Source organism: Sphingopyxis macrogoltabida, assembly GCF_001307295.1.
In the GTDB taxonomy this organism is placed as follows: Bacteria; Pseudomonadota; Alphaproteobacteria; order Sphingomonadales; family Sphingomonadaceae; genus Sphingopyxis; species Sphingopyxis macrogoltabida_B.
Genome location: NZ_CP012700.1, coordinates 3475361 through 3492036, shown reverse-complemented (window position 1 = coordinate 3492036; position 16676 = coordinate 3475361). Strand labels below are relative to the sequence as shown.

Below are 16676 nucleotides of genomic sequence, written 5' to 3'. Positions count from 1 at the left end.
CGGTGAAGAGCGAAGCGACCTCCGAAGCCGTCGCCGAAGCCGTCGCCGACGAAACCCCGGCCGACGCAACCGCCGACGACGCGACCGCGATGGCCGAACAGGCTGCCGAAGGCGGCCCGGCCGAAGAAGCCCCGGCTGCTCCGGCCGCCGAAGAAGCGGCTGCCGAGGAAGCGCCTGCCGCCGAAGCCGGCGAAGAAAAGGCCGAAGGCTAAGCCTTGGCCGACGCCCATCGCCCCGTCACCCTTGCCGCCATCGCCGGCGCGCACGGGGTGCGGGGCGAGGTGCGTCTCAAATTGTTCGGCGAAGGCGCGGAAGCTCTCCGCGCTTTTTCCGTTTTGAATGCAGGCGAGCGTAGGCTCACGCTCAAATCGGTGCGTCCCGCCAATCAGGGCGCCGTCGCGACCTTCGCCGAAGTGACCGACCGTAGCGCCGCCGAGGCGCTGCGCGGAACCGTGCTCACCGTGCCGCGCTCGGCGTTGCCGCCGCTTGGGCCGGGCGAATATTATCACCACGACCTGATCGGCCTGCCGTGCGTGTCGACCGACGGGAACGTGATCGGCCATGTCGCCGCGGTCGAGAATTTCGGCGCCGGCGACATCCTCGAAATCGAGAAGCCCGACGGCAAGCGCTTCATGGTGCCGATGAACGTCCAGGCAGTGTCCGCGTGGAGCGAAGACGGCGTGACCGTGAACGCGGCATTCGTCGAATAGCCGATTGTCCTTACCCGCCATTCTGATAGCCCCGTCGTAAATGGCCGGGGAGATTGTCATGCGCTGGAAATCGGGTTTCGCTTTGGCTCTCATACTCGGCGCCGCCGCGCCTGCGACGGCACGGGAGCCCGCTCCCAAAACCCTCGATCAGCTCGCTCCCGAAATTGACGCGCTCTTCGCCAGATATCAGGCCGAACAGCATATTCCCGGCATGGTCTATGGCATCGTCAAGGATGGCAAGCTCGCCTATGTAAAGGGCGTCGGCGTCCAGAATATCGCCGACAAGCGTCCCGTCACTCCCGACAGCCTGTTCCGCATCGCGTCGATGACCAAGGCGTTTACCGCGCTGTCGATCCTCAAGCTGCGCGACGACGGCAAGCTCCGCCTCGACGACCTTGCCGAGCAATATGTGCCCGAGATGAAGAGCTGGACCTATCCGACGGCGGACAGCCCGCGCATCCGGATCCGCGACCTGCTCCAGCATGTCGGCGGTTTCGTCACCGACGATCCGTGGGGCGATCGGCAACAGGTGCTGCCGCAGGAAGAATTTACGAAACTGATCGCTGCGGGCGTGCCGTTCAGCCGCGTACCGCAGAGCCAACATGAATATTCGAACTTCGGCTATGCCCTGCTCGGCCGCATCGTCGGCAGGGCGTCGGGCATGGCCTATACCGATTATGTCCGGCAGACGATCCTGACCCCGCTCGGCATGACGAGCAGCGGCTTCGATGCGCCGGGGGCGCCGAAGGCGCGTTATGCGCTCGGCTATCGCTGGGAAAATGAGCGATGGACCGCCGAGCCCGAGATGGCCGACGGCGCCTTCAACGCCATGGGCGGGCTGCAGGTCAGCGCCAGCGACTATGCCAAATGGGTCGCCTTCCTGCTCGCGGCCTGGCCGGCGCGCGACGACGCCGACACCGGCCCGGTCAGGCGCGCGACGGTGCGCGAAATGGCGCAGGGCCTCAACTTCGTGTCGGTCACGAACCGCCTCGGGGCGAGCGGTCCGACCGCCTGCAAACAGGCCGCCGCTTATGGCATGGGCTGGCGCGTCGCACAGGACTGCGACCTCGGCCTCACCATGGCGCACGGCGGCGGCTATCCGGGCTATGGCAGCCATGTAATGCTGATGCCCGACCATGGCGTCGGCGTCTTCGCACTATCGAACCGCACCTATGCGGGGCCGTCGGCGCCGGCATGGGATACCGCGGTGCTGATGGAGCAGGCGGGATTGCTTCCCGACCGCGCGGTGCCCGTCTCCCCGGCGGTGGCCGACATGGTCGCTGCGGCGCGCGGCGCTTATGCCGCGGGCAATCTCGCGCCGCTCGACGGCAAGCTGGCGATGAATTTCCTGCTCGATCGTTCGGCCGAAAACTGGACCGCCGAGTTTGCGCGGCTGAAAACCGAAGTCGGCGAATGTCCCGCCGCCGAGCCGCTCGCGCCGATGGGGGCGATGTCGACGGCCTTTCGCCTGAACTGCGACAAGGGCAAGCTCGACGGCATGCTGCTGCTCGCCCCAACCACGCCCGCAACGCTGCAGGCGCTGCGTCTCCGCGTCGTGCCGCCCGAACAGCCCTGAATTATAATCTAGGCCGCGGCGGCTTCGATGAACACCACCCGGTCGCGGCCGCTTTCCTTTGCGGCATAAAGATTGATGTCGGCCGATTTCATCGCCGCGCCAAAGCTTGTGTCGCGGCTGATATGGACCAGCCCCATGCTCGCGGTCACCGGCCGCTTCAGCGACGGCACCATCTGCGCGATATAGGCGCCGACGCGCTGGCGCAGTCGCTCGGCCTCGCCCGCAACCTCGCCCGCTTCGCAGCGGAACAGCAGCGCAAATTCCTCGCCGCCGATCCTCGCGGCGAGCGCGCTTCCCGACCCCAGCGCGACCCCGGCGGCGAAGATCACCCGGTCGCCGGCATCGTGGCCGTGATGGTCGTTGATCGCCTTGAAATGGTCGAGGTCGACGATGGCGATCGCCACCGGGGGCTCGTCGTTGAAGCTCGCCTCGATCGCGCGGCGGTTGGGTAGGCCGGTGAGCGGGTCGGTGTGCGCGATGACGCGCATCGCCTCGGCCTGCGCGCGCGCTTCCTGCCGCTCCTGCCGCAGCCGCACCAGCCGGTCGAGGATGCCGAATGCGGTCAGCATCACCTCGAGCCCGAGCGCCGGAAACAGCGCGAACAGGAACAGCTCGAACGGCGTGTGCAGGACGATGTCGTGGAACAGGCTGACGCCATAGACCGCGACGATCCCGCTCCACGCCGCAGCCTGATAGCGCGCCGTGCGGCTGCCCCGGGCAATCGCGATCACGACCGTGGCGATGCAGAGCGCGAGCATTGCGAGCAGCACCACGCTGCGCAATGCGAAATAGAGCGGCGGGCCGGCCATCAGCGCCGCTGGCGTCGTGAGGAGGATCAGGAAGGGCGGCCAGCCGAGCAGCGGATAGAGGCGCTTGTGCACCGTTCCGGGCTCGAGATAGGCGCGCAGGAAGGGCCCCGAAAAGACGACGCCAAGGTCGAACAGCACGCAAATCCATATTTGGCGCGCAAAGCTGTCGGGTGCCAGCGCCGGTCCCATCGCCAGCGGCGACAGGCCGATGGCGGGGCGAAATAGCTGAGCGTGCGCGCGCTTTGCCAGATCAGGAAGCGTTCGCGCAGCAGCGCGAAGAAGGCGGCGTTATAGGCGAGCGAGAAAAGCAGCAGCCCCAGGAACATGCCGGTTAGCGCGCCGTCCCAGTTCATGGTAGTTGCGTCGGCAAACGAGGATTGCGCACGCGCCGGAACCGTAGTGCCCCAAAGCACCACGCCCGCAGCCGCCGCTCGCGCCCATCGCCTCATCAATTCCCCCCGGATTTGGTCGAGGGGATGCTAAGCTCTTAGCCGCTGATTTTTGGTTAACGGCGGGCGGAATAGCGCCCGCCGCTTCCTGCGTCATACACGCGAGCGCCGCCGCGCGCGGGGCAGCGCGGCCCATTCGCCCAGCCGCCGGAATGCCGTCCGCAACCGCATAAGGCCGCGATGCAGGTCGGCGCTGAACTGGGGATGGCCTTCGTTCCAGCTCCGCATCCAAAGTTCGTCCTTCATGATCTTGTCTCCTGGCGATCGAATGATTGCCAGATGCGCCTTTGCCGCGCCGCGCGCCAACAAAAGGCGTGGACCATATCATAAGGACAGCTTATAGAGATTGCGATGCCCAAACTGCCGCCCCTTGCCGCGATAAGGACCTTCGAGGCGGCAGGGCGCCTACAGAATTTCTCGCGCGCCGCCGAAGAGCTGGGGATGACGCAGGCGGCGGTAAGCTATCAGGTCCGCCAATTGGAAGACCGGCTCGGCCGGGCGCTGTTCGTGCGCGAAAAGGGGCGGGTGCGCCTGTCGGAGACCGGGCTGCGGCTGCTCCCGGCGGTCAACAACGCCTTTACCGCGATGGGCGACGCTTTCGCCGCGCTCGACAGCGACGAGGCCGATGTATTGACGATCAGCGCGATGGCGACCTTCGGCGGTACCTGGCTTAGCGCGCGCATCGGCGCTTTCCAGCTCGCCTATCCCGATCTTGCGGTGCGCATGTCGATGAACAACGACCTCGTCGATTTCGACGCGACCAACGTCGACGTCGCGATCCGCGTCGGCCGCGGGCCGTGGCCCGGGCTGCGGGCCGACTTCCTCTATCGCAGCCATGTCACACCGATCTGCGCACCGGCCTTTCGCGACGCCAACCGCATCGAACGGCCCGAAGACCTGCTGCGCGTCGAACGGCTGGCGCCCAATGATCTGTGGTGGGCCGGCTGGCTCGCCGCCGCCGGCGTCGATGCGGTGCCGCCGCCGCAGCGCAGCGGCGTCGAACTCGACAGCCAGCTTCAGGAAGCGAGCGCGGTGCAGGCGGGCTTTGGCATCGCGATGATGACGCCGCTGCTGTGGCGCGCCGAACTCGATGCCGGGCGGCTCGTCCAGCCGTTCGCGACACTCTACGAGCCGGGGACCGCCCATTATCTCGTCCACCGCGAAAACCGCGTCGGGGTGCGCAAGATCGAACGCTTCCGCGAATGGCTGCGCGCCGAATTGGCGAAGGATCGCCACTTGCTGCCCGAGGCGCTATGGCGGCCGCTGTCTTGACCCTCCGGCAGGATGTATATACATGATGTATATACGGAGTTCCTCATGACGAAAGAATATCGCGCCAAAGTTTTCAAATCGGGCAATTCGCTCGCGCTGCGCTTGCCCAAGGCGCTCGGAATCGAGGAAGGAACCGAGATGATCGTCCGCGAGGAACGCGGCGAGTTTCGTTTCGAACCCGTCGACAAGCCCAAGGCGAAGATCGACGTCAGCGGCTTTTGGGGCAAGGCGCCGGGCCTGAAACTTGCGCCGCGCGAAGACTTCGAAGAACGCCCAAGCACGATCGCCGCGCGCAAAGCCGCTGAGGCAGCGAGGGCGGAAAAGAAAGGGTGACGCGCTATTTGATCGATGCTGATTGCGCGGTCTACGCGATGACCGCGCGCTACGAGCCGTTGCGCGATCGGCTTACCGCTCGCGCGCCGGGTGATGTCGCCATCTCGGCTGTCAGTTTCGCGGAAGTCGCTCTGGGAACCGAAAATGGCAAGCCGCCAGCGCCCGAGGTGCTGGAGGCTTTCGTCGCAGCCATCCCGCTGCTCCCATTCGACGAAGCGGCAGCGCGCGAATATGCGCGGCTGCCCTTCAAACGGGCTCGCTTTGATCGGTTGCTCGCGGCGCACGCGCTCAGCATCGGCGCAACGATCATCACCAACAATGACGCCGACTTCGCCGACGTGCCGGGCCTGAAGGTCGAGAATTGGACGCTGCCATGACCTTTACTGCCGTCCCGCTGACCCTCTATCCCGACATGTTTCCCGGTCCGCTGGGGCACAGCATGGCGGGGCGGGCGCTCGAAAGCGGGACGTGGAACTGCGCGCCGGTACAGATCCGCGATTTCGCGACCGATAGGCATCGCACCGTCGACGACACGCCGGCGGGCGGCGGCGCCGGGATGGTGCTGAAGGCCGATGTGCTGGCGGCGGCAATCGACCACGCCGTGGCGGCGCATCCGGGCCTGCCGCTCCTCGCGATGACCCCGCGCGGTACCCCGATCACGCAGGCGCGCGTGCGCCGGCTGGCGGCAGGGCCGGGCGCGATCATCCTCTGCGGCCGCTTCGAGGGATTCGACGAACGGATTTTCGAGGCGCGCGTCATCGAAGAGGTGTCGATGGGCGACATCATCTTGTCGGGCGGGGAGATGGGGGCGCTGCTGCTGCTCGACGCTTGCATTCGGCTGCTTCCCGGCGTAATGGGCGCGGCTTCAAGCGGGGACGACGAATCGTTCGAAAACGGTTTGCTCGAATATCCGCACTATACCCGGCCCGTTACATGGGAAGGGCGCACGATCCCCGAAGTGCTGCGATCGGGGGATCATGCGAAGATCGCGGCCTGGCGGAAACAACAGGCGGAAGATCACACACGGTTACGCAGGCCGGACCTTTGGGAGCGCCATGAGGGCGCTCGGGCCCGACCTGCCTCTGGCGCGCGGCGAAAAGAAAAGGACTAGAGGACATGAACCTCATCCAGACGATCGAAGCCGAAGAAATTGCCAAGGCCGGCAAGACGATCCCCGAATTCCGCCCCGGCGACACGCTGAAGGTCGGCGTGAAGGTGGTCGAAGGCGAACGCACCCGCGTCCAGAATTTCGAAGGCGTGTGCATCGCACGATCGAACAAGGGCATGGGCTCCAACTTCACCGTGCGCAAAATGTCGTTCGGCGAGGGTGTCGAGCGCGTCTTCCCGCTCTACTCGCCCAACATCGATTCGATTACCGTCGTCCGCAAGGGCGCTGTCCGTCGTGCGAAACTTTACTATCTGCGCGGGCGCACTGGTAAATCGGCACGTATTGCGGAGCGCCGCGAATACCGGTCGGAAGCCGGCGAAGGCTAAGGAGAACTTCTCCACCAAAAGCCGAAACAGCTTTCCAAAACGACCGGTTCCGCCAACAGGCAGAGCCGGTCGTTTTCATTTGGGCAACGCGAAATTGAACCAGCCGTCCATCACCGTTCAGCCATCGCGGCGCGCCTTCATCGGCGCGGCGCTGGCGCTTGGCATGGCGGCGGGCTGGCCGGGCAGCGCGACGGCGGCAACCCCCGCGCAGCGGCTCGTCGCGGCGGCGCGCAAGCAGGTCGGCGTCACGCTGACCTATGATCCCGCCTATACGGTGCTCGCTTTTCCGGGCGGCGATGTCGCGCGGGTCAAGGGCGTGTGCACCGACGTCCTGATCCGCGCCTATCGCGACGCGCTGGGTGTCGATCTGCAGGCGCTGGTCAACGCCGACATGCGCAGCGCCTTTTCGGCCTATCCGAAAAACTGGGGGCTGCGGCGTCCCGACCGCAATATCGATCACCGCCGGGTGCCGAACCTAGCGACCTATTTTACGCGCCAGCGCGCCCGGCTCCCGGTGTCCAGCGATCCCGCCGACTGGCGGCCGGGCGACATCTTCACCGCGATGACCGGCGGCCGCTTTCCGCACACCGGGATCGTCTCGGACCGAACTAGCGCAGCGGGCCGCCCGCTGATCATCCATAATATCGGCCGCGGGGCGCGCGAGGAAGACGCGCTCTTCGACCATCCATTGACCGGCCATTTTCGCTGGAAAGTCTGAACTACCGCAAATTTCCACCTGAGTTTCTTGCCTTGAGGAGTGAGTAAATGGGTTATCGTATCGTTGTCGCCGGGGCCACGGGCAATGTCGGGCGCGAAGTGCTCGCCATTCTCGCCGAGCGCGAATTTCCCTACGACGAACTGGCGGCGGTCGCCTCGTCGCGCAGCCAGGGCGACGAGATCGAGATCGGCGACACCGGCAAGACCGTCAAATGCCAGAATATCGAGAATTTCGACTGGACGGGCTGGGACATGGCGATTTTCGCGATCGGCAGCGACGCGACCGCGATCCACGCGCCCAAGGCCGCGGCCGCCGGCTGCGTCGTGATCGACAACTCTTCGCTCTACCGCATGGACCCCGACGTGCCGCTGATCGTGCCCGAGGTGAACCCCGACGCGATCGACGGCTATACGAAGCGCAACATCATCGCGAACCCGAATTGCTCGACCGCGCAGATGGTCGTCGCGCTGAAGCCGCTGCATGACGCGGCGACGATCAAGCGCGTCGTCGTCTCGACCTATCAGTCGGTGTCGGGCGCGGGCAAGGCGGGCATGGACGAGCTGTGGAACCAGACGCGCCAGATCTTTGTCGGCGACGAAAAGGACGTGCAGAAGTTCACCAAGCAGATCGCCTTCAACGTCATCCCGCACATCGACAAATTCCTCGACGACGGTTCGACGAAGGAAGAGTGGAAGATGGTCGTCGAAACGAAGAAGATCCTCGATCCGAAGATCAAGGTCACCGCAACCTGCGTCCGCGTCCCCGTCTTCGTCGGCCATTCGGAAGCGATCAACATCGAGATGGAGGACGAACTGTCGGCCGAGGACGCACAGCGCATCCTGCGTGAGGCGCCGGGCGTCGTGCTCCACGACAAGCGCGAGGACGGCGGCTACATCACCCCCGTCGAATGCGTCGGCGATTTCGCGACCTTCGTGTCGCGCGTTCGCGAAGACCCGACGGTCGAAAACGGCCTCAACCTCTGGTGCGTCAGCGACAACCTCCGCAAGGGCGCGGCGCTGAACGCGGTGCAGATCGCCGAACTGCTCGGCCGCCGGCACCTGAAGAAGGGCTGAGCCCGAAACCTCTCCCCGTTCGCATCTCGACTTCGGGGTGCGAACGGGTAGGGATGGGGGGATGACCAGCGCCTATGCCTTCACCCGCGCCCTCTGCCGCGCCCCTGCGCGCTCCGCCGTCAAGGGCATCCGCGCCGATGGCGGCCCCGATCCCGACTTCTACGGCCTCCTCGCCGAACATGAGGCCTATGTCGCGACATTGCGCGACCTCGGCCTCGCGGTCGACGTCCTCGACCCGCTCGACGATTTCCCCGACGCTTTGTTCACCGAAGATGTCGCGCTGACCTTTCCCGAGGGCGCGATCCTTCTGCGCCCGGGCGCGCCGAGCCGGGCGGGCGAAGTCGGCCATATCCGCGCGCCGCTCGCCGCCCGCCACAAGCGCCTGCTGGCAATGAGCGGCCCCGGTTTTGCCGATGGCGGTGACATCCTGCGCCTTGTCGATCGGGTGATCATCGGCCTTTCGGCGCGCACCGACCGTGCCGGGGCGGAAGAACTCGCCGGCTTGTTGGCCGAACTCGGCTACCGCGCCGTGATCGCCGAAACGCCGCCCGGCGTCCTCCACTTCAAGACCGGCTGCGGCCTGATCGACGAACGGACGATCCTCGCCGTTCCGGCGCTCGCCGCTTGTCCCGAGTTCGACGGGCTGGAGGTCATCCTGACCCCGCCGGGCGAAGAGCCCGCCGCCAACATCCTGCGCGTCCGCGACACCGTGCTCGTCGGCGACCGCTGGTCGGCGACGCACGCGCTGCTGGCCGCGCGCGGCCTCGAAGTCCGGCCGCTGCCGACCGACCAGATCGCGCATATCGACGCCGGGCTCAGTTGCATGTCGCTGCGCTGGTGATCGCCGCGCCCCCGCCCGCGCAGCGCCGCCTGATCGGCGCGCTCCTTGTGCTGCTGCTCCTCGCGCAGATCGACCAGCCCTATCCCGAGATCGCGCTGCTCCAGCATATCCCGACGATGCTGCTCATCGTCGCTTCACCGTGGCTGCTCCGCCGCTGGCCACTGTCGACCGCGTCGGTCGCCTGTATCGTGGTCTTCATGGCGTTCCACACGCTCGGCGGACGCTATGCCTACAGCAATGTGCCCTACGACGATTGGCTGCGCGCGCTGACCGGGGCGAGCCTGTCCGACGCCTTCGGCTGGACGCGCAACCATTACGACCGGCTTGTCCATTTCGCCTTTGGCGCGCTGTCGGTGGTGCCGGTAGCCGAAGTCGCGGGCCGCTGGGGCGGCCTCGGCGCGCGCGGCGCGGTGCTTGCCGTGCTCGGCTGGGTGCTCGCAATCTCGTGCCTCTATGAAATCTTCGAATGGCTGCTCACCATCGTCGCGGCGGGCGAGACCGCCGATCGCTACAATGGGCAGCAGGGCGATATCTGGGACGCGCAAAAGGATATGGCGCTCGCGACCCTCGGTGCGGTAATGGTCTTGCCGTTCGTGCACGCAGGCAGGAGATAATCATGCGGAAACTGGCGGCTCTCACCATCCTCGCGGCGCTTGCCGCATGCAAGCCGGCCGCCGACAAGCCCGTGGCCGATGGCGACGACAAGGCGGTGCCGACCGCCCCCGCGGTGCCCGAAGCCAAGGCCGACGGCCCCGCCGCGGCGACGCTCGCGGTTAGCCTCGACGGCGAAGGCCTGCGCTTCATCGACAAGGCGACCGGCAAGGCGAGCCTGCTCGCTTTCGGCGTCCCGCGCGGGCAGGCCGAAACCGCGCTCGCCAACGTCGCGGGCAAGGAAGACGACCGCAGCACGAACGAGGAATGCGGCGCGGGGACGATGGAGTTCACCCGCTACGACGCGATGACGCTCAATTTTCAGGGCGGCAAGTTCGTCGGCTGGTTCCTCGGCAACGAAAATGGCGCTGCTTCCTATTCGACGATGAGCGGGATCGGCATCGGCACGACGCGCGCCAAGGCGAAGGAGTCGGTGGCGATCGTCGACCTCGAGGACAGCACGCTCGGCGAGGAATTCAGCATCGGTACCGGCGACAATGTCATCGGCGGCATGTTCGCCGAACCCGGCGATGCGGCGAAGATCGACGCCTTGTTTGCGGGAACGAACTGCTTCTTCCGCTGAGCTGGTCGCTGACGACCGATTGCTCGTGATCCCCGGCGAAAGCCGGGGCCCAAGAGGGTACGCAGTCTTGGCAGCCATGGGCCCCGGCTTTCGCCGGGGATCAGGTATGGACCGCTCACCCCAAATCCTCAACGGGCCGTTAACCATAATGCAAGGCCTGTCATCGTAATTTCACATCCGCCTCCGCTTTTCCCTTGCGGCGGGGCGGCGGCATCGCCACCTTGTGTGTAGCGGGCGGGCCTCTCCCCGGCTTGTCCCCAAGGAGATAAGCCCATGCCGTCCTTTTCGGAAAGCCTCGAAAAGACCCTGCACAATGCGCTGAAGGCCGCGTCCGAGCGTCACCACGAATATGCGACGCTCGAGCATCTGCTCTACGCGCTGATCGACGACGACCATGCCGCCGAAGTGATGCGCGCCTGCGGCGTCGCGCTCGACGACCTGCAATCGGCGGTCGTCCACTATCTCGACACCGAACTCGACAGCCTGAAGGTCGAGGGGCACAGCGACCCGTCGCCCACGTCGGGCTTCCAGCGCGTCGTCCAGCGCGCGATCCTGCACGTCCAGTCGTCGGGCAAGGATGAAGTGACGGGCGCCAACGTCCTCGTCGCACTCTTCTCCGAACGCGAATCCTATGCCGTCTATTTCCTCCAGCAGCAGGATCTGACCCGCCTCGACGCGGTGTCCTATCTCAGCCACGGCGTCGGCAAGGGCGGCAAGCCCTCGCCGCAGGCCGAGCCCGAGGAAAAGGAAGAGGCGAAGGACAAGAGCGAAGGCAAGAACAAGAAGGAAACCGCGCTCGACCAGTTCACCGTCAACCTCAACGAGAAAGCGAAGGGCGGCAAGGTCGACCCGCTGATCGGCCGCAGTGCCGAGGTTGATCGCACGATCCAGATCCTCTGCCGCCGCAGCAAGAACAACCCGCTCTATGTCGGCGATCCCGGCGTCGGCAAGACCGCGATCGCCGAGGGCCTCGCGCGCAAGATCATCGAAGGCGACGTGCCCGAGGTGCTGCTGCCCGCGGTCATCTACTCGCTCGACATGGGCGCTTTGCTCGCCGGCACGCGCTACCGCGGCGATTTCGAGGAACGGCTGAAACAGGTCGTGACCGAGCTCGAAGGCCTGCCGCACGCGATCCTGTTCATCGACGAGATACACACGGTGATCGGCGCCGGCGCGACCAGCGGCGGCGCGATGGATGCGTCGAACCTCTTGAAGCCCGCGCTGTCGGGCGGCGTGATCCGCTGCATCGGTTCGACGACGTACAAGGAGTTCCGCAATCACTTCGAAAAGGATCGCGCGCTGCTGCGCCGCTTCCAGAAGATCGACGTGGTCGAGCCCACGCTCGAGGATACCAAGAAAATCCTCGCCGGGCTGCGCAGCGCGTTCGAGGCGCATCATCAGGTGCGCTACACGCAGGACGCGATCAACGCCGCGGTCGACCTGTCGGCGCGCTACATCAATGACCGCAAGCTGCCCGACAAGGCGATCGACGTGATCGACGAGGTCGGCGCGATGCAGATGCTGGTCGCTCCGTCGAAGCGCAAGAAGACGATCACCGCCAAGGAGATCGAGGCCGTGATCGCGACGATGGCGCGCATCCCGCCCAAGTCGGTGTCGACCGACGACAAGGCGACGCTCGCCAGCCTCGAAACCGACCTCAAGCGCGTCGTCTTCGGCCAGAACACCGCGATCGAGGTGCTGTCGTCGGCAATCAAGCTCAGCCGTGCGGGCCTGCGCGATCCCGAAAAGCCGATCGGCAACTATCTCTTCTCAGGCCCGACCGGCGTCGGCAAGACCGAGGTCGCGAAGCAGCTCGCGTCGATCATGGGCATCCCGCTTCAGCGCTTCGACATGTCCGAATATATGGAGCGTCATTCGGTCAGCCGCCTGATCGGTGCGCCCCCGGGTTATGTCGGTTATGATCAGGGCGGGCTGCTCACCGATGCGATCGACCAGAACCCGCATTGCGTGCTGCTGCTCGACGAGATCGAAAAGGCGCATCCCGACCTGTTCAACATCCTGCTCCAGGTCATGGACAACGGCCGCCTGACCGACCACCACGGCAAGACGGTCGACTTCCGCAACGTCATCCTGATCATGACGACCAATGCGGGCGCCAGCGACATGGCGCGCGAGTCGATCGGCTTCGGCGTCTCGACGCGCGAGGATGTGCAGGAAGAAGCGGTGAAGCGCATGTTCACTCCCGAATTCCGCAACCGCCTCGATGCGATCGTGCCTTTCGGTTATCTGCCGCCCGAAGTGGTCGCGCGCGTCGTCGACAAGTTCATCCTCGAACTCGAACTGCAGCTCGCCGATCGCAACGTCCACATCCAGCTCGACGATGCGGCGCGCGAATGGCTGACCGGCAAGGGCTATGACAAGCTCTATGGCGCGCGTCCGATGGGCCGCCTGATCCAGGAAAAGATCAAGCAGCCGCTCGCCGAGGAACTGCTCTTCGGCAAGCTGGTCCATGGCGGCGAGGTCAAGGTGAAGATGAAGACCGGCGAGGACGCCCATGTCGGCAATCCGCTCGCCTTCGAAATCACCCCCGCTGCGCCCAAGGCCGGCAAGGGCAAGGCGAAGGGCAGTAAGGCAGAGAAGGCTGCGGATTAAGACAAAAGCTCCCCTCCCGCTTGCGGGAGGGGCAGCGAGACTTGCGGGCTTGCCCGCTAGTTGCAGCGGGGAGGGCCGTAGCGCCCCAAACCCCTCCCGCAAGCGGGAAGGGCTTTCATTTGCCGCCCCTCGCTTTTTGAGCCCCCAGCGACTATATCATCGGTATGTACGACTATGTCTCCGTAACCGCCGACGATACGTCGGCGCCGGCCCGCGTCCGCGACGGCACGATCAAGCTGCACGACGCGGCGGGCTTTGCCGGGATGCGCAAGGCGGGGCGGCTGTCGGCCGAAATCCTCGACGCGCTTGTCCCGTTCGTCCAGCCGGGCGTCACCACCACCGCGATCGACGACCTCGTCCGCACGATGATGCTCGATGGCGGCGGCATTCCGGCGACGCTCGGCTATCGCGGTTTCACGCATAGCTGCTGCACCAGCATCAACCATGTCGTTTGTCATGGGATTCCCGACGACAAGCCGCTGCGCGAAGGCGATATCGTCAATATCGACGTCACCAGCATCATCGACGGCTGGCACGGCGACACCAGCCGCATGTATCTGGTCGGCGACGTGCCGATCAAGGCGAAGCGGCTCGTCGAGGTCACCTATGAATGCCTGATGCTCGGCATCGAGCAGGCGAAGCCCGGCAACCGCATGGGCGACGTCGCGCATGCGATCCAGACGCACGCCGAAAAGCATCGCTATTCGGTCGTCCGCGACTTTTGCGGCCACGGGCTCGGCCAGATGTTCCACGACGCCCCTGAAGTGGTCCACGCCGGCCGCCCCGGCACCGGCCCCGAGCTTCGTCCCGGCATGTTCTTCACCATCGAGCCGATGATCAACACCGGCAAATATGCCGTGAAGATGCTCGCTGACGGCTGGACCGCGGTGACGCGCGACCGCAGTCTCTCGGCGCAGTTCGAGCATAGCATCGGGATCACCGAAACCGGCTGCGAGATTTTCACCGCCAGCCCGACGGGCCTGAACGCGCCGCCGTGGGCCTGACCGGCGTCCGTTTGATTTCGTCATCCCGGACTTGATCCGGGATCCATGGCTTCCCGACGGTGCTGGCCTTCGTGGGCCCCGGATTAAGTCCGGGGTGACGAATGCTATGGAACCCCCTTTCTCACCCCCCAATTTCCCGCTTGCGCCCATGCGCCTTCGCGCGCAGTCTTGACGTTAACGTCAAGCATAGGCGTAGGGAGAGCATGGGATGGCAAAAAAGGTCTTTTCGGCCGCGCTGCTGGGCTGCGCGGCACTGGTATTGGCTTCGTGCAACGCATCGAAGAACGACAGTGTCTCGGGGGGCGGATCGCTCGACGAGACGGAAAAGGCCAGTGAGGCCCTGCTCAAGACCGGCGGTAACGGCGATAACTGGGCCGGCATCGGCTACAGCTACGACGAACAGCGCTTCAGCCCGCTCACCGATATCAACGACAAGAATGTCGGCGAGCTGGGCATCGCGTGGTACGCCGACCTCGAAGATGCGCGCGGGCAGGAGGCGACGCCGGTCGTCGTCGATGGCATCCTCTATGTCAGCCACGCCTGGTCGAAGGTCGACGCGTGGGATGCCGCGACCGGCAAGAAGCTCTGGTCTTTCGATCCCAAGGTTCCCGGTGAGCGCGCGGTCAGCGCCTGCTGCGACGTGGTCAACCGCGGCGTTGCGGTATGGGGCGACAAGCTGTTCGTCGGCACGCTCGACGGCCGCCTGATCGCGCTCGACAAGAAGACCGGCAAGGAGCTGTGGTCGACGCAGACCTTCGACACCTCGAAGCCCTATACGATCACCGGCGCGCCGCGCGTCGTGAAGGACATGGTGCTGATCGGCAATGGCGGCGCCGAGTTCGGCGTGCGCGGCTATGTCACCGCTTATGACGCCGACACCGGCAAGCTACGCTGGCGCTTCTACACCGCGCCGAACCCGACCAAAGCCAAGGACGGCGCGGCCAGCGACGACATCTTCGCGTCGAAGGCCAATGCGACATGGTCCGACACCGGCGAGTGGCAAACCTCGGGCGGCGGCGGCACTGTCTGGGACGCGATCGTCTACGACAAGGATCTCGACCAGATCTATCTCGGTGTCGGCAACGGCAATCCATGGAACCACGGCACGCGCTCGAACGGAGAGGGCGATAACTGGTTCCTCTCCTCGGTCGTGGCTTTGGATGCCACGACCGGCAAATATAAATGGCATTATCAGGAAACCCCCGGCGAGACGTGGGACTATACCGCGACCCAGCCGATCATCCTCGCCGAGCAGGCGGTAAACGGCACGCCGACCAAGGTGCTGTACCACGCGCCGAAGAACGGCTTCTTCTTCACGATCGACCGTACGAGCGGCAAACTGATCGATGCCAAGCCTTTCGTCGACGGGATCAACTGGGCGACCGGCTACGACATGGAGACCGGCCGCCCGATCGAGAATCCCGAGGCGCGCTTCTACAAGACCGGCAAGCCGTTCATCGCGGTGCCCGGGGCGCTCGGCGCGCACAACTGGCACCCGATGAGCTACAATCCCGCAACGGGCCTCGTCTATATCCCCGCACAGCAGATTCCGCAGGGCTATCTCGCCGACATGGACGAACTCGACAAAAGGAAGGTGCTCGGCTTCAACGTCGGCACTTCGCTCAACAAGACGATGCTCCCCGACGACAAGGCGGCGTTCAAGGCGGCGGTCGCAGCGACGACCGGCCGGCTCGTCGCCTTCGACCCGCGCACCGGCAAGGTCGCGTGGGGCGTCGACTATCCCGCCGCGTGGAACGGCGGCACGATGACCACCGCGGGTAATCTCGTCTTTCAGGGCACCAGCACCGGCCGCTTCCGTGCCTATGCCGCCGACACCGGCAAGCAATTGCTCGACCTCGACATGCAGTCGGGGATCGTCAGCGCGCCCTCGACCTTCCGCGTCGGCGGGGTGCAATATATCGCGTTCCAGACCGGAAAGGGCGGCGCCTTCCCGCTCGTCGCCGGGATCGCGGGCGGCGTCACGCGCAAGCTGCCCAACCTGCCGCGCCTAGTCGTGCTCAAGATCGGCGGCGCGGTGAAATTCCCCGCCCCGCCGGCGACGACGACGCTCGCGTGGAATCCGCCGGCGAAGATTGGTACCTCTGAACAGATCGCGGCGGGCAAGGCGCATTTCGGGCGCTATTGTCAGGTCTGCCACGGCGACAGCGCGATCGGCAACGGCTTCACCCCCGACCTCCGCGTCTCGGGTACGCTCGCCAACGCCGATGCGTGGAGGGGCGTGATCCTCGACGGCGCGCTCAAGGATCGCGGCATGGTCAGCTTCGCGCGCGTGCTGACCCCAGCCGATGCCGAGGCTATCCGCGCCTATGTCATCGACCGGTCGAACTGGACCAAGGCCAATCTGCCCGACGCTTCGGCCCCCGTCGGGCGCTGATTGCACAAAAAATGTGCACCGGATTGACGCCGCTGCCTACCCCTTGGGCAGCGGCGCAATGCGCCTTCAAAATTCATGGCGAAACCCCGCGATTCGGGAATTGGCACGGCTCTTGATTGGTGCAAGATGGCGGGACACCGCAGCGACTCACGGGT

17 protein-coding genes are annotated in these 16676 nt (G+C 65.5%); 15 read left to right on the top strand and 2 right to left on the bottom strand.

Going from position 1 to position 16676, the window contains the following annotated elements; genetic code table 11:
- The first annotated feature begins 215 nt into the window (after positions 1 to 215).
- Both rimM and AN936_RS16245 read left to right on the top strand, forming a co-directional pair.
- On the top strand, positions 216 to 710 hold the full coding sequence (gene rimM / locus AN936_RS16250) for a ribosome maturation factor RimM (protein WP_054589021.1): 495 nt from the start codon (positions 216 to 218) through the stop codon (positions 708 to 710).
- A gap of 58 nt (positions 711 to 768) precedes the next feature.
- Positions 769 to 2286, top strand: coding sequence for a serine hydrolase domain-containing protein (locus AN936_RS16245; protein WP_054589020.1), 1518 nt, complete (start codon positions 769 to 771; stop codon positions 2284 to 2286).
- Positions 2287 to 2294: 8 nt separating this feature from the next.
- Here the strand turns inward: AN936_RS16245 and AN936_RS16240 are convergent, their stop codons facing one another.
- Both AN936_RS16240 and AN936_RS25105 read right to left on the bottom strand, forming a co-directional pair.
- The gene (locus AN936_RS16240; protein WP_054589019.1) at positions 2295 to 3284 is read right to left on the bottom strand and encodes a GGDEF domain-containing protein; all 990 of its coding nucleotides are present in this window, start codon (positions 3282 to 3284) and stop codon (positions 2295 to 2297) included.
- A gap of 353 nt (positions 3285 to 3637) precedes the next feature.
- On the bottom strand, positions 3638 to 3790 hold the full coding sequence (locus tag AN936_RS25105; protein WP_158500105.1) for a hypothetical protein: 153 nt from the start codon (positions 3788 to 3790) through the stop codon (positions 3638 to 3640).
- A gap of 105 nt (positions 3791 to 3895) precedes the next feature.
- On the opposite strand from AN936_RS25105, the gene AN936_RS16235 reads away from it, so the two are divergent.
- The 13 genes from AN936_RS16235 (at position 3896) to AN936_RS16175 (ending at position 16521) form a co-directional block, all read left to right on the top strand.
- Positions 3896 to 4816 (top strand): LysR substrate-binding domain-containing protein, encoded by a 921-nt coding sequence (locus tag AN936_RS16235; RefSeq protein WP_054589018.1) that lies wholly within the window; start codon positions 3896 to 3898, stop codon positions 4814 to 4816.
- 45 nt (positions 4817 to 4861) lie between these two features.
- Positions 4862 to 5149 carry an AbrB/MazE/SpoVT family DNA-binding domain-containing protein gene (locus AN936_RS16230; RefSeq protein WP_054590352.1) on the top strand — a complete coding sequence of 96 codons (288 nt, stop codon included), beginning with the start codon at positions 4862 to 4864 and terminating at the stop codon, positions 5147 to 5149.
- Positions 5146 to 5526 (top strand): type II toxin-antitoxin system VapC family toxin, encoded by a 381-nt coding sequence (locus AN936_RS16225; RefSeq protein ID WP_084758442.1) that lies wholly within the window; start codon positions 5146 to 5148, stop codon positions 5524 to 5526. Before AN936_RS16230 ends, AN936_RS16225 begins: the two co-directional genes overlap by 4 nt.
- On the top strand, positions 5523 to 6260 hold the full coding sequence (trmD, locus tag AN936_RS16220) for a tRNA (guanosine(37)-N1)-methyltransferase TrmD (protein WP_054589017.1): 738 nt from the start codon (positions 5523 to 5525) through the stop codon (positions 6258 to 6260). The genes AN936_RS16225 and trmD overlap by 4 nt, the downstream gene beginning before the upstream one ends.
- Before the next feature lie 5 nt (positions 6261 to 6265).
- Positions 6266 to 6643: a 50S ribosomal protein L19 gene (gene rplS / locus AN936_RS16215; protein WP_054589016.1), complete on the top strand. Its 378-nt coding sequence runs from the start codon at positions 6266 to 6268 to the stop codon at positions 6641 to 6643.
- Between the two features lie 94 nt (positions 6644 to 6737).
- On the top strand, positions 6738 to 7361 hold the full coding sequence (locus tag AN936_RS16210; protein WP_201782923.1) for a DUF1287 domain-containing protein: 624 nt from the start codon (positions 6738 to 6740) through the stop codon (positions 7359 to 7361).
- 47 nt (positions 7362 to 7408) lie between these two features.
- Positions 7409 to 8434 (top strand): aspartate-semialdehyde dehydrogenase, encoded by a 1026-nt coding sequence (locus AN936_RS16205; RefSeq protein WP_054589015.1) that lies wholly within the window; start codon positions 7409 to 7411, stop codon positions 8432 to 8434.
- A 61-nt stretch (positions 8435 to 8495) separates the two neighbouring features.
- Positions 8496 to 9275: a dimethylarginine dimethylaminohydrolase family protein gene (locus AN936_RS16200; RefSeq protein ID WP_054589014.1), complete on the top strand. Its 780-nt coding sequence runs from the start codon at positions 8496 to 8498 to the stop codon at positions 9273 to 9275.
- Positions 9272 to 9889: a DUF2238 domain-containing protein gene (locus AN936_RS16195; protein ID WP_234715603.1), complete on the top strand. Its 618-nt coding sequence runs from the start codon at positions 9272 to 9274 to the stop codon at positions 9887 to 9889. The genes AN936_RS16200 and AN936_RS16195 overlap by 4 nt, the downstream gene beginning before the upstream one ends.
- A 2-nt stretch (positions 9890 to 9891) precedes the next feature.
- Positions 9892 to 10509: a hypothetical protein gene (locus AN936_RS16190; RefSeq protein WP_054589012.1), complete on the top strand. Its 618-nt coding sequence runs from the start codon at positions 9892 to 9894 to the stop codon at positions 10507 to 10509.
- 273 nt (positions 10510 to 10782) lie between these two features.
- Positions 10783 to 13122, top strand: coding sequence for an ATP-dependent Clp protease ATP-binding subunit ClpA (clpA, locus tag AN936_RS16185; RefSeq protein ID WP_054589011.1), 2340 nt, complete (start codon positions 10783 to 10785; stop codon positions 13120 to 13122).
- 164 nt (positions 13123 to 13286) lie between these two features.
- Positions 13287 to 14126, top strand: coding sequence for a type I methionyl aminopeptidase (map, locus tag AN936_RS16180; protein WP_054589010.1), 840 nt, complete (start codon positions 13287 to 13289; stop codon positions 14124 to 14126).
- 208 nt (positions 14127 to 14334) lie between these two features.
- Complete coding sequence (locus AN936_RS16175; protein WP_054589009.1) at positions 14335 to 16521, top strand: PQQ-dependent dehydrogenase, methanol/ethanol family; 2187 nt, start codon at positions 14335 to 14337, stop codon at positions 16519 to 16521.
- Positions 16522 to 16676 lie beyond the last annotated feature (155 nt).

Bases quoted from the DNA above. Each gene is read 5' to 3' on its own strand.
- AN936_RS25105 (WP_158500105.1), bottom strand. From the start codon at position 3,790: ATGAAGGACGAACTTTGGATGCGGAGCTGGAACGAAGGCCATCCCCAG.
- AN936_RS16245 (WP_054589020.1), top strand. From the start codon at position 769: ATGCGCTGGAAATCGGGTTTCGCTTTGGCTCTCATACTCGGCGCCGCC.
- clpA (WP_054589011.1), top strand. From the start codon at position 10,783: ATGCCGTCCTTTTCGGAAAGCCTCGAAAAGACCCTGCACAATGCGCTG.
- trmD (WP_054589017.1), top strand. From the start codon at position 5,523: ATGACCTTTACTGCCGTCCCGCTGACCCTCTATCCCGACATGTTTCCC.
- AN936_RS16190 (WP_054589012.1), top strand. From the start codon at position 9,892: ATGCGGAAACTGGCGGCTCTCACCATCCTCGCGGCGCTTGCCGCATGC.
- AN936_RS16230 (WP_054590352.1), top strand. From the start codon at position 4,862: ATGACGAAAGAATATCGCGCCAAAGTTTTCAAATCGGGCAATTCGCTC.
- AN936_RS16235 (WP_054589018.1), top strand. From the start codon at position 3,896: ATGCCCAAACTGCCGCCCCTTGCCGCGATAAGGACCTTCGAGGCGGCA.
- AN936_RS16175 (WP_054589009.1), top strand. From the start codon at position 14,335: ATGGCAAAAAAGGTCTTTTCGGCCGCGCTGCTGGGCTGCGCGGCACTG.
- AN936_RS16240 (WP_054589019.1), bottom strand. From the start codon at position 3,284: ATGGGACCGGCGCTGGCACCCGACAGCTTTGCGCGCCAAATATGGATT.
- AN936_RS16205 (WP_054589015.1), top strand. From the start codon at position 7,409: ATGGGTTATCGTATCGTTGTCGCCGGGGCCACGGGCAATGTCGGGCGC.
- map (WP_054589010.1), top strand. From the start codon at position 13,287: ATGTACGACTATGTCTCCGTAACCGCCGACGATACGTCGGCGCCGGCC.
- rplS (WP_054589016.1), top strand. From the start codon at position 6,266: ATGAACCTCATCCAGACGATCGAAGCCGAAGAAATTGCCAAGGCCGGC.
- AN936_RS16200 (WP_054589014.1), top strand. From the start codon at position 8,496: ATGACCAGCGCCTATGCCTTCACCCGCGCCCTCTGCCGCGCCCCTGCG.